We start from the raw sequence: 12247 nt of genomic DNA on the forward strand, positions 1-12247 counted from the left end.
GCGCCACCGCACCAGCTACTGCGCCGAAGGATCGGGAACATCCCAGGGCACATTGGTATCAGGAACGTGGAGGTTTTTGGTGGCGTGGGTCGGCACCACGAGCACCGGCGATTGGGTACCGAGGAGCAGCGTGTGGCTGGTGGAGCCGAAGAGCAGCCCGGTAATTCCGCCACGGCCGCGCGCACCCACAACCACAAGGTCCACGGAGCTAGAAAATTCGGCCATGATTTCCGCCGCGGAGCCTTCCACCGCGTAGCAGCGCACCTGTACGGTTTCATCCCCGCGCAGCACTTCGGCCACGGTTTCTTCCAGGCCCAGGCGGGTATCATCCAAAATTTCGCGGGTCATATCCCCGCCGGGAAGTAGGCCGCCCCCGGCGCGCGTGACCGATACCGCGTTAATTGCGGAGACCTGCGCACCCCAGCGCCCGGCCATCCGCACCGCCAGATTAAGCGCGTATTTTGATTCCTGCGAGCCGTCCACTCCCACCACAATATGGCGGATAGGCAGGCGGCGCGAGTGCTGGAGCGGCACCACGGCAACCGGGCAGTACGCCTTGGAAACAATCGCGCCGGCCACCACACCCAGCTGGTCAATATCCGCGGTATCGGCCCCGGAATACCCCACCACCAGCCGGGAAGCGATTTTAGACTCTGCCAAGAGCAGCTCAACCGGGTCCCCGGGCAGCGCCACCGCGGTGGCTTCCAGCCCTGCCAGGCCCGCCACGCCTTCCTGGGCGAGCGCCTCCCGCGCGATACTCATGGCGCTTTCATAGGATCCGCGCGGATCCGGGCCTTCCTGATAGCAGGTGAGGGCCCGCAGGGTGGCATTGCGGCTCACGGCCACGTGCGCACCCCATATAAGCGCCGCCCGCGATTCGGGGGAGCCATCCACCCCGACGACCACGGAATTCTCATGCTGGTACATCGTTACCTCCGTTGCCCATTCTCCCACGGGCACGCCCCGGGGTGGAACCGTGGGTAAAATGCGAACGCCGCCGGGAGTTCCGACGGCGTTCGTACATAATTCTTCTCAAGCCTCGCGAGGACGCGCCTTAGGAAACGCGGATGACGATGGGGGTATCACCGCACCATGAATCCGGCCCCACGCGGGTACCCATACCCGGGTTCCACGCGGCCACATTCTGGCCGTTACCCAGCGAGATCGCCACGTGGCCGGGCCAGTAAAGGATGTCACCGGGCTGGGCTTCCGCGTAGGAAACCTGGCGCCCCACCGAGAGCACCGAGGTGGTGTACCCGCCGATAGCAACGCCGTGCTGGGCGTAAACCCAGCGCACGAAGCCGATGCAATCCCAGCCGGAGGGGGTGGTGCCAGCCCACACGTAGGGCGAACCCACACCGCTGAGCGCGGTATCAAGAACGGAGGAGCCAATGGCGCTGGGGGCGGCTTCCACTTCCACACCAATGCCCGCGGCGGCGGGAGTGGCATCGTTATCAGAGGAAGTGGTGGCGGTGTCCGCCGCGGCGGTGGTGGCGCTGGCGGCCGGGGCGGCTACTTCAATAGCCGGAGCTGCGGATTGAATGTTGATCTGTTCGATCTTCCATTCCGAGGTGGCGCTCGTGGTGCCGGCGATGCCAGCAGCAACGTCCTGCGCGTGCGGATTAGACAGCGCCGCCTTGGCGGGCGCGGCCGCGGTATCAGCCGCCGCATTCGGAACGATCAGTGCTGCCGCGCCGCCCACAACGAGAGCTGCGGTGAGACCACGTACTGCGGGGTTCGCCAGGTTATGAGCCTGCGACCGCGTATCAAGAGCGTGGCGTCCGGTCATGGGATGATCTCCTACAAAAGTTTTCCTGCGCGCCCGAGGGGCACTTGCGGTACGTTCATTAGCGTAACGATTAGGCAACGAATTGTCACGTTTATGTAACAAGTGGCACAGGAGGGTCGTTATCATCCTAAAACGGCGATCTCCCGGCCTTTCCTCCACCTTTTTCGCGTGATACCAGGCTTTTCCCAGCACCAGTTTATAACGTTTTGATATACTTTTTTGCGGCTTAAGTTACATCGCAGTGACGAATTGTGGTGGAGACCATGCATTACGACGACGCTGTGCTACCGCTCCGCTACCCCGGGCGCCCACCGTCACCACCTGAGACAGGCTCCGCACCCAGCCTTCACCAGCGCCTGGCGCACGCTACCTCCCGGGAAGTGGCACCTTCAGCCCGGCTACCTCAGGCATGCACCAAGAGGTGTTTGCGAATCCAATCAGTCAGAGGAAATACCCCACTTGCTCCGTGGGCGAGAATATCGCCGTCGCCTTCAACACTGAGGGTCACCGCAGCATCGGGTTTAATGCCGGCCGCGGCCATAGCCTCGAGGACGTCGTCGTCAGTCTGGATCACTTCACCGATGCGCGCAATGGTAACTTTCCCACCGCTCGGGTTGCGCTCCAGGTAATCCGCCACGGCGAGCAGGCCGGTTCGCGCGGCTATATCAGCGCCGGGGCCCAGGGAATTTTCCGCGGGAATCGGGTTGCCGAAAGGATCGTGGCTGAGCTCGTAGCCCTGCTCCCCTAGCACGTGGGCAATGCGTTCTTCTAGTTCGCGGGACATGACGTGTTCCCAGCGGCAAGCCTCCGCGTGGACGTGTTCCCAGGGCATCCCGAGCACGTGGAGGAGGAAACATTCGGCCACCCGATGCTTACGCATCACGCTGGTAGCGATGCGCCGGCCTTCCTTGGTGAGGACAATAGCGCGGTTGGTATCCAGGTACATCATGCCGTCGCGCTCTAGGCGTGCCACAGTTTCCGAGACGGTGGGTTTGGATTGACTCAGGCGCTCCACGAGCCGAGCACGCAGCGGAACGATTCCTTCTTCTTCGAGTTCGTAGACCGCTTTGAGGTACATTTCGCGGGTATCAACAAGGTCATCACTCATCGCGCGTCTCCTTCGTCTCAGCGGCGGGGGCGGCATTCGGGTGCCCATCCACATCCGGTTCCTCATGCGTATCTTGCCATTCTAAGCCGCCCGCGCGCTGCGGGGAATGCCCAGTTTCGGCATCGTGGGCTTCATCTTCAGGTTCGAAAAGATCGGCCTCGACTTCGTCGTGGTCCTCCGCGGTGAAACTTTGCCCGCTATCCGTTTGCCCGGTGCGATTGGCCCGTAGTTCAGCTTCGCGCTCCTCATTTTCATGTTCGAGCGGGCCAAGAATCTCCAGCTGGAAGGGATGGCGCACCCGGTAGTGCACTTCCACATCCCATTTGCGCCGGCCCCACAGGTAGGCACCCACGGTAGCCACCAGGCAGCCAATCGCGCCAATGCCCACACCCCAGCGCGCCCCGGCTGCCCCGGAAATACCGCCCACCACCAGGGAACCGATCGGAGTCACGCCCTGGTTGACCGTTTGGTAGAGGGAGACCACGCGCCCGCGCATCTGCGGAGAAGTGGACATCTGCACCGCGGCATTGGCGGCGGTGAGCATAATGAGCATGAAGAAACCGACCGGCACCAGGGTGAGGGTGTAGATCAGCAAATTCGGGGCCAGTGCATTGGCAGTAACCGCGATACCCATAGCTACGCCCGCTCCTACCACGGAGCGCACACGCGGTTGCTTCGTACGCCGCGCCCCCACCACGGCACCGGATAGCGAACCAACCGCGACCATAGAAGAAACAATGCCGAATTGGGTGGAGTCGGCGTGGAATTCCATGGTGGACATGGACACCGTGGTGAGCGGGGTGTTCATGGCCAGGCAGGAAACCACGCCCACCACCGCGAAAATCACGAGAAGATCGGAGCGGTTGCCCACGTAACGCAGGCCGTCAATCGTCCCCTGAATCGCGGAAACCTTCTTTTCCGGGCGGGGTGCCGGATGGAATTCTTCCGGGCGCATGAGCGCCAGCGCAATAAGGGTAGCCCCGAACATGATGCCGTTAATAATGAAAACCCAGCCGGTCCCAATAATGCCAATAAGCAAGCCGCCCAGCGCGGGCCCGATCAGGCGCGCAATATTAAAGGACATGGAATTCAAGCCCACCGCATTCGGTAGCCAGCGCGGAGGCACCAATTCGGAAATAAAAACGAGACGCGGGGGATTATCGAAAGATTGAATCACCCCGATGGCCAGGGCGAAAAGACAGACCACCAGCACATTCGCCCAGCCCAGGAGGACCAGTACCCCCAGGGCCACCGCGGTGAGCAGCATTCCGAATTGGGTGAGCACCACCATTTTGCGTTTATCGAGGCGATCAGCGAGCGCTCCGGCCAACGGCATAATAAAAGGAATGGGAACGAATTGCAGCGCCGTGACAATACCGACGGCGAAAGCATCATTATTGGTGAGGTCGCTCATGACGAGCCAGTTCTGAGCGGTGCGTTGCATCCACCCGCCGGTATTGGCGACCAACGAGGCAGCGAACCAAATAGCGTAGTTGCGGTACTTCAAACTGGCGAATGTACGCCCCACTAAATCCTGCCCCCTGCAGAAAAATCCGATATCCATAGCGGCCGGCGGGCGCGGCGAGCTCGCAGTTGCGCTATCTGCGGTGAGTTTATCACGCACGGCCGGGCGAAGCTCACGTTTGTCTCACCGGCGAAAATGGTACGACGACGCACGCAGGGCCCACCCGTGCGGGTAGGCCCTGCGTGATTGAGCTGGCAGCCACAGTGCTGCGCAGAACTGAGATGTGCTTAGCCGAGCAAGAATTTCTGAATCGGATCGAGCAGGAAGTAGACCACGAAGGCCACGAAGGTTCCCCACATGAGGGGGTGCACGCGGCGGGTCTTCCCGGCGGCCACCGACATGATGACGAAGGCTACGAAGCCCACCCCGATGCCGACCGTAATGGAGTAGGAGAAGGGCATGAGCGCGATGGTAAGGAAGGCCGGGATACCCACGCTCAGATCTTCCCAATCAATCTCGGTCACCTGCTGCATCATGAGGAAGCCCACCGCGACCAGCGCGGGAGCGGCCGCTTCGGAAGGAACCAGAGTGACGAGCGGGGCAAAGAAGATGGAGAGCAGGAAGAGCACACCGGTGGTCACCGAGGCGAGGCCGGTGCGCGCGCCGTCAGCTACGCCCGTCGTCGATTCAACGAAAGAGGTGTTGGAGGATACGCCGCCCATACCGCCGGCCAGCGCCGCGATGGAATCGAGGAGCAGGATGCGGGAGGTGTGATAGGGCATGCCGTCCTCATCGAGAAGGTCACCTTCAGAGGCCACCGCGACCATGGTGCCCATGGTGTCGAAGAAGTCGGCGAGCATCACGGAGAAGGCCAGCACCACGACGGAGATCACGCCGATCTTCTGGAAAGGACCCACCACGGAGAAAGCACCGAGGGTGGAGAAGTCCGGGATCTGCACCGGGGAGCCGTTCAGTGCGGGTGCCCCACCGTTCCAGCCAGCTACGTCACCGCCGGCCACGTTTCCGGGCTTGGCAACAATATTGACGATAACGGCCGCGACGGTTGAGGACACGATGCCGATGAGGAGCGCGCCGGGAACCCCGCGCAGCAGGCAGATCGCGGTGAGGAAAAGACCGAAAACGAAGACAGCCAGCGGCCAGGAGGCGATGGAACCGTTAATTCCGAAGGACATGATGGTACCTGCGCCGGGGCGGATAAGCCCGGCATTGACCAGCCCAACCAGGGTAATAAAGAGCCCCAGGCCCACAGAAATGGCGGTGCGCAAGAACTTCGGCACCGCCCGGAAAATAGCTTCACGCAGGCCCGTCACCACGAGCAGCGTGATAACGATACCTTCGATGACGATAATGCCCATACCGTCAGCCCAGGTCATACCGGGCATCTGCACGATGACCACGCCGACGATGGTATTGAGTCCCAGCCCGGCCGCCATGGCGAGCGGGAAATTCGCGATAACGCCGGTGAGCAGCGTCATCACACCCGCAACGATAGCGGTACCCGCAGCGATGGCCGGGAGGTTCGGACCCTCGGTGCCGCCGCCCAGGTAGGCTCCGGTGGAATCCTGCCCAGAAAGAATAATTGGATTAAGAACCAGAATATAGGCCATGGCCACGAAGGTGACCAGCCCGCCGCGCACTTCCCGGGCCACGGTGGTCCCGCGTTCGCGCAGCCGGAAAAAATCCCGCTTCGGCTCGGAGGTTGTGCTGTGGTTCGTCTCGACGTGCGTGGAAGTTACGCTCACGAAGATCTCCTCGGTTGTCGTGCGGTCCGCTGCGCGCCAGGCGAGCGCGTGATCCGCAGATTTTCGGGCGGTCCTGACCGCCACCAGCACTCATTCTTGAACCGTGACCACCACCCACGCAAGATAAGTCTCACTATGTGGACACTTTTCCGCTCATTTCGTCTCACATTTCGAGACGTGCGCAAAGTGGCGTGGAGAAACGGCGCGGTAGCGCGGTTTTCTCCCAGCCCAATACCGGCGTGAGTCCGGCCACGCGGCTGCGGGTGTGGAGCGTATCGACACCCGTGCGACCCGGATTGTTACGGAACAGATGCGACGACGACGTCGCCAAATCCCCGTACCGCCAGCTCCCCGTCACTGTGCGGAACAAATATCGCCTGCCCCGAGTTGAGCGGTTCACGCCGACCTCCGGCAAAGATTTCCACTGCACCTTCCAGGCAGACCACCGTGCGCGGGCCGCGCGAACGCAACTTTTCCGTGGAGGTAGCATCGCGCAGATGAACGACCGAGAGTTCAAAATCATCCACGGGAACGTAGAAAGTGGACACCGCCTCGCTCATATGCTCGGGGGCGATGCGAATGGGAGGGACGGCGGCATCGTCCATAATCCGCACCAGTTCCTCCACATCCACATGTTTCGGGGTGAGGCCGGCGCGCAGCACATTATCTGAGGCCGCCATGATTTCCACCGCGGTTCCAGACAGGTACGCATGCACTGTCCCTGCGGGGATAAATAGTGCCTCGCCGGGGCGCAAACTCACAGGATTCATGAGGAGGGAAGCTACCACTCCGGGGTCGCCGGGATAGTGCTGTGCCAGGGTTTCCACGATGCGGTCCGCGCGCGGGGAGGGTGAAGTTCCCCGCTCCAGGCGCGCGGCGCAGGCTGCTACCACCTGCTGAATCTGTTCAGGAGAAGGGCGGGTTCCCGCGGAAAGCAGATCGGCGAACACCGCGCCCACCCCGCGTTCTTCCACGAGAGCCGCAAGCCGATCCGTGAGGGGCAGCCCGAGACTACCCAGCACTTCGGCGATGCGGCGCGGGGTGCGCAGCCCGCAAATAGCCTCGAAAGGCGTGAGAGCATAGGCCAGTTCCGGTTTGTGATTGCGATCCCGATAGGAGCGATGGGGAGCGGTGCGGGAAATTCCGGCGGCTTCTTCCCGCTCGAAACCCGCACGGGCCTGCTCGAGAGAGGGATGCACCTGGAGGGACAGCGGCTGATCCGGGGCAATGAGTTTGAGTAAATACGGTAATTCACCCCCGTGCCGGCGCGCCACATCCGCACCGAGCATCTCTCCGGGTGCCCGGGCAATAAGATCACGTAGGCTCGATCGGCCGGCGCCCAAAAAAGTAGCGGATTCTTCGGTACGTTCCGAGCGTTCCCGGAGATCCGGGTTGTCCGAAGGCTCCAGGCAAGCCGAAAGCTCCGAGCGATCCAACGTGCGCACGCCTCGCGGCTGGCCAGCCCGGTGCCGCGCGTGCCGCCGCCCGCCCGGAGCGCGTACCGCGGCGCCCGCGCGCCCACCCACCTCATCTTCACGCCCGAGCCGGTGTTCCCCAGCGGGTGCGGAGGGGTAGAGCTGGGCCAGATCGAAGAGTGGTGCATCCGCAGCACTGACCACCTGGGCCGAATCATCAGGGTGGGCCCCGAGCCAAATTTCCGCCACCCGGGTTTCCGCCGGAGCGTAGCCAAAGAGCGCGGGAAGCGCACTGGTACCGCCCCACGCATAATCTCTGGCCCGCCCCTGGATCCGCATCACAGCCGCTCCTGTTTTAGCTCAGGGTGCCGGTGGCCTGGTAGCGCCGCCCGCGCGATCCGCGCACCACGGTCCGCCCGCGCCCACGGCGAATCACCGGGGATACGGCTGCCGAAACGGCTTCTTTCACGGTTGCTTCCGCGGCCACTTTCGATACCGGTACAGAATCCGCTATTGGGGCTGCCATTTCCGCTGCCGGCACATCTGCCGCCGCTGCGGTTTCCGTTTCAACCCCGGCCGTTTCGTTTTCCGCCACCGCGACCTTGCGGCGCACCCGGCGGCGCCGGCCGCTGCGCTCAGCCCGCTCGGCCCTGCCCGCTGCGGCGGCCCGCGCCGAATCCTGACGTTCCTTTTCCGAGGCTGCCCGCGCTTGCGCTTTCTCCGTTTCCAGCTTGGCCAGCCGCTCACTCCACGGCACCCAGCGCGGAGCCAGCAAAGCGCCCGCCCCGGGCAACATCTCAATTTCGTTAAAGGTCACGGTACGGGCCCGACTCGCTCGGCTCACCGTAATACTCCAGTACCAACCGTGATACCCCGGATGAGTACAGGTAAAGAGGTAGGACACCACCCGGGTGTCCTCGGCGAGGAATCCTGCGTACTCCCCCACGAAACGTTCGGCAATAGCCCCAAGGAGGGTTTCCCGCGCCTCATCAACAGCCCCCGCAAGGACTCGATCTTCGGGCAGACCGGGCAGCGGTTCCACCCGCTTATCATCGGGTGCCACCGCTATATTTTCATCAACGCGGTCCTCCGGGCGCGCCATATCTGCACCCTCATCCGCATGCCCTTCCACCCTCACATCGGGAAAGTGGAGCGCGGCGGATTCTTCCCCCGCGTAGTTGTCATGTTCTTCATTCTTAGGCATCAAAATCATCGGCAACCGCACGCAAGGCGCGCGCGATCTGCCCTCCCCCTTCCGGGTAGCGACCGCGCCGAAGCTGGGTGGAGGCCCCGTCCAGAAGCCGAATGAGATCTTCCACGATCACCACCGTTTCCTCCGGGGAACGCCTATTCTTCCGCGCGAGCGATTCAAGTTTGGTCATCGGTTCGACATTGAGTGCTTGCGGACCGCGACGTGTATCGGCAAGCCCGAAAGATACCCGCTGGCCCTTGCGCGGCGTGAGACCCTCCGGGAGGGCCGAGGCTGGCAGGAAGACCTGCGCACCATCCTCATCGCTGACAATAAAGCCGAAGCCCTTAGCGGCGTCGAAAAACTTAACCTTTCCGGTTGGCACAACACTCTCATTTCTAGCAAAAACGCTTCGCACACGGTCGGGCGAAGCACCAGCGTCATTCTACCAGCGCCCCCGCGGGCACAGGCAACGCTACCGGCTGAACGCCCCGGCCTCTTTTCCCATCCGACTCCCAGAATGCTGTGGTTAAATTGTGCCGTCCGCCACGTAAGGGGTAAACCCGGTGAGCACCACCGGGCACACGGAAGGTTGAAATTATGGGGATCGCACGCCGGCTAGCTGGAACATTAGCGCTCGCAAGCGCTCTATTGCTCTCCGGCCCACTGGCCGCCGCGGAAGAACCCCTCACCAGCGTTGACCCGGTCACCGATCACGCCCAGGTGCTTTCCGCCTCTGAAGAAGAGCAGCTGCGTACTTCCCTTGACCGCCTCCAAGATGAGACGGATTACGCGGTGCGTTTCGTTTTTATCAACAGATTCGACGGCGCCAGCGCGGACCAGTGGCCCATCGAAACTTTCAACCGTGCCGGGCTGTCCAGCGATGCTACCCTCATCGCGGTGGCCGTGGATAGCCGCCAGTTCAGCTACGCCTACGGCCGCTCAAGTTTCTCCGCCTCAGATCTGGACCGGGCTTTTACCGCGGAGGTCCGCGCCGCCTACCGGGATGGCCGCTGGCTGGAAGGTTCCCTCGCCTACACCAGGGCCTTAGCGCAAGGGGAAGAAACGAATTGGGGCGGTCTGGCGCTCGGGGGTGGCGTCGTCGTCGTTATTATCGGGGCCATTATTTTCGTGCGTTCGCGCAAACGTAAAAAAGCGGAAAATAAAACTCGTGAAGATCTTGCCGCGCTCGGCAAACGTGCCGCAGCCGCACTTTTAGCGACAGACGACGGCGTGCGCAGCGCCGCCGCGGAACTCAATTTCGCGCGGGCACAATTCGGGGTGAACTCAGTGCGCGGCTTTGACCAAGCGCTTGCGCAGGCACAGCACTATCTCCAAGAAGCTTTCAACCAACGCCAGCTCTTGGACGACGATATCCCCGATACCCCGGAGCAGGTGCGTGCCTATAACACCGCGATTGTGGAACTGACCGAAAAAGCACAGCGAGCCATTACCGAACAGGAAGAAGAATTTGCCCGGCTGCGTGATTTAGCGGCGAATGTGGAGGAGGCCGCGGCGCGGGTGCGCGAAGGCGTGACGGATATTCGCACTCATCTTCCCAGCGCTGCCCGGCAATTGGACTCGCTGGCGGCAAGTTACGGGGAGGGCGCGGTGGCAACTTTCCGCACCTACCCAGGGGATATTGAGTCTCTCGTGGCCGGGGCGGAGGATGCGCTCGGGCAGGTTGATCGGCTGCTCAGCGGGGGCGAACGCAACCAGGCCGTGCCGTTTGTGCGTATCGCTGAGCAGGCTTTGGATGAGGCTGCGGAACGCTACCGCGCGATTTCTAACGTCCAAGAATCTATTAATCGAGCCTTCGCCCAACTGGCTGAGCATATCTCTTCCATTTCCGCGGATATTGCGGATGCCCATCGCATCGGCGGGGATAATGCCCAGGTGGTCGCCGCACGGGACCGGGCGGCGGCGCTGGTGGAGAAATATCGCGGAGAGCGGGTGGATCCGCTGGCCGGAATTCGGGAACTCACCGACGCGGAACATGACCTGGACGGGGCGCTCGCCCCGGCCCGGAACGCGGAGGAAAACTACCGCCGCCAGGCAGCCGGAGTGGAACGGGATCGCCAGCGGGCCCGGGCCACGGTGCAGCGGGCGGAGGCGATGGTCTCGCAAAACCGCTGGAGCACCGGGAACGAAGCACGCGCCCCGCTGGAGGCGGCTCGCACTGCCTTACAAGCCGGGGATACCAGCGATGACCTGGCTAAGCGCCGCGATTATTACACGCGGGCCGAATCCTATGCCCAGCGCGCCATGGATGCGGTCCAGGAAGCGATGTCCGCCCGCAACTCCGGTGGCTATGGTGGCAATAACGGTGGCGGGGACGTAGGTAGCCTGCTGCTCGGGATGTTCCTCGGCTCGCTCTCCGGGGGCGGATCCCGCCACAATTCTGGCTGGGGTTCCGGCTGGGGCTCCGGTTTCGGCGGGGGCCGTTCCAGCGGATTCGGCGGTGGTTTCGGAGGTTTTGGAGGTGGCTCCGGCGGATTTGGTGGCGGGGGCGCCGCGGGAGGAGGGAGCCGTTCATTCTAATACCGGTGGCTGCGTGCGTCCGTTGATCGCGCCCCGCCCGGATACTATTTATCCATTATTCATCACACATTCCTAACTCGATCACACAGAGAAAGGCTGATCATGGCTGAAAAACAAACAATCCTCGGACGCATTACCCAGCTGGCGAAGGCAAATATTAACGCGCTCCTCGACCGCGCTGAAGACCCGCAGAAGATGCTCGACCAGATGGTGCGGGATTACAAGAATTCCATTGCGGAAGCCGAAGATGCCGTTGCCCTGACCGTGGGCAATCTGCGCCTGGCACAATCCGATTACAACGAGGACATCAAAGCCGCCCGTGACTGGGGGCAGAAAGCTATCGCCTCCTCGCGCCGCGCCGATGAGATGCGGGCCAAGGGCGATGAAGCGGGTGCGAACCACTGGGATGACCTGGCGAAGGTGGCGTTGAGCAAGCAGATTCAATACGAGCGCGAAGCCAAAGATGCCGAACCCATGCTCGCCTCCCAGGAAAAGGTCGTTGAACAGCTCAAATCCGGGCTCACCCAGATGAAGGAGAAGCTCACCGAGCTCAAGAACAAGCGCGATACCCTGGTGGCACGCCAGAAATCCGCACAGGCGCAAAGCCAGGTGCAGGATGCCATCTCCTCGATCAACGTGCTGGATCCCACCAGTGAACTGGCCCGTTTCGAAGACCGAGTCCGCCGCCAGGAAGCCCTGGCCCAGGGCAAGGCCGAAGTTGCCTCCCTGAGCTTGGCCGATCAATTCGCCGAATTGGAGGATCATTCCGACGACGCAGAAATCGAAGCGCGCCTCGCTGCCCTCAAAAGCGGGGAAGCCCCCGAGCAAATCGAAGGCCGGGACTTCACTAGCTACTAAAGTACCTGGCTCCTCCGCTCCTCAAGCACACAGTTCTCCGGCGCGGGGAATATCCCACACCGGGCACAAGCACACGCCGCATGCACCTAGGTGACCCAAGCGCGGCGTGGCTTCCCGGG

Annotated in this window: 10 protein-coding genes; 2 read left to right on the top strand and 8 right to left on the bottom strand. The window is 62.5% G+C overall.

Annotated features, from left to right (window positions below):
* Positions 1-15: 15 nt before the first annotated feature.
* From AC5RK6_RS01035 to AC5RK6_RS01070, 8 genes are all read right to left on the bottom strand, one after another.
* Positions 16-954 carry a universal stress protein gene (locus tag AC5RK6_RS01035; RefSeq protein ID WP_435717745.1) on the bottom strand — a complete coding sequence of 313 codons (939 nt, stop codon included), beginning with the start codon at positions 952-954 and terminating at the stop codon, positions 16-18.
* A gap of 100 nt (positions 955-1054) precedes the next feature.
* The gene (locus tag AC5RK6_RS01040) at positions 1055-1789 is read right to left on the bottom strand and encodes a C40 family peptidase (RefSeq protein WP_320757904.1); all 735 of its coding nucleotides are present in this window, start codon (positions 1787-1789) and stop codon (positions 1055-1057) included.
* Positions 1790-2192: 403 nt separating this feature from the next.
* Entirely contained in the window at positions 2193-2897 is a 705-nt protein-coding gene (locus AC5RK6_RS01045) for a metal-dependent transcriptional regulator (RefSeq protein WP_320757905.1), read from the bottom strand.
* Positions 2890-4425, bottom strand: coding sequence for an MFS transporter (locus AC5RK6_RS01050; RefSeq protein ID WP_155875997.1), 1536 nt, complete (start codon positions 4423-4425; stop codon positions 2890-2892). The genes AC5RK6_RS01045 and AC5RK6_RS01050 overlap by 8 nt, the downstream gene beginning before the upstream one ends.
* A 224-nt stretch (positions 4426-4649) precedes the next feature.
* The gene (locus tag AC5RK6_RS01055; protein WP_320757906.1) at positions 4650-6125 is read right to left on the bottom strand and encodes an NCS2 family permease; all 1476 of its coding nucleotides are present in this window, start codon (positions 6123-6125) and stop codon (positions 4650-4652) included.
* Positions 6126-6424: 299 nt separating this feature from the next.
* Positions 6425-7879, bottom strand: coding sequence for a mannose-6-phosphate isomerase, class I (manA, locus tag AC5RK6_RS01060; RefSeq protein ID WP_435730937.1), 1455 nt, complete (start codon positions 7877-7879; stop codon positions 6425-6427).
* A gap of 16 nt (positions 7880-7895) precedes the next feature.
* A complete protein-coding gene (locus AC5RK6_RS01065; RefSeq protein ID WP_320757702.1) occupies positions 7896-8744 on the bottom strand; it encodes a DUF3027 domain-containing protein in 849 nt (282 codons plus the stop codon).
* A complete protein-coding gene (locus AC5RK6_RS01070; protein WP_016443284.1) occupies positions 8737-9114 on the bottom strand; it encodes a cold-shock protein in 378 nt (125 codons plus the stop codon). The genes AC5RK6_RS01065 and AC5RK6_RS01070 overlap by 8 nt, the downstream gene beginning before the upstream one ends.
* Before the next feature lie 215 nt (positions 9115-9329).
* Here AC5RK6_RS01070 and AC5RK6_RS01075 point away from each other — a divergent pair, with 215 nt between their 5' ends.
* Positions 9330-11270: a TPM domain-containing protein gene (locus tag AC5RK6_RS01075; RefSeq protein ID WP_320757703.1), complete on the top strand. Its 1941-nt coding sequence runs from the start codon at positions 9330-9332 to the stop codon at positions 11268-11270.
* 102 nt (positions 11271-11372) lie between these two features.
* The gene (locus AC5RK6_RS01080; protein WP_016443286.1) at positions 11373-12128 is read left to right on the top strand and encodes a PspA/IM30 family protein; all 756 of its coding nucleotides are present in this window, start codon (positions 11373-11375) and stop codon (positions 12126-12128) included.
* The last annotated feature ends 119 nt before the right edge of the window (positions 12129-12247 follow it).

It is taken from the genome of Actinotignum sp. usb-actsch-213 (assembly GCF_059085665.1).

What these genes read in the sequence shown, in the direction of transcription:
- AC5RK6_RS01040 (WP_320757904.1), bottom strand. Translation starts at nt 1,789, where the DNA reads ATGACCGGACGCCACGCTCTTGATACGCGGTCGCAGGCTCATAACCTG.
- AC5RK6_RS01045 (WP_320757905.1), bottom strand. Translation starts at nt 2,897, where the DNA reads ATGAGTGATGACCTTGTTGATACCCGCGAAATGTACCTCAAAGCGGTC.
- manA (WP_435730937.1), bottom strand. Translation starts at nt 7,879, where the DNA reads ATGCGGATCCAGGGGCGGGCCAGAGATTATGCGTGGGGCGGTACCAGT.
- AC5RK6_RS01065 (WP_320757702.1), bottom strand. Translation starts at nt 8,744, where the DNA reads ATGCCTAAGAATGAAGAACATGACAACTACGCGGGGGAAGAATCCGCC.
- AC5RK6_RS01075 (WP_320757703.1), top strand. Translation starts at nt 9,330, where the DNA reads ATGGGGATCGCACGCCGGCTAGCTGGAACATTAGCGCTCGCAAGCGCT.
- AC5RK6_RS01080 (WP_016443286.1), top strand. Translation starts at nt 11,373, where the DNA reads ATGGCTGAAAAACAAACAATCCTCGGACGCATTACCCAGCTGGCGAAG.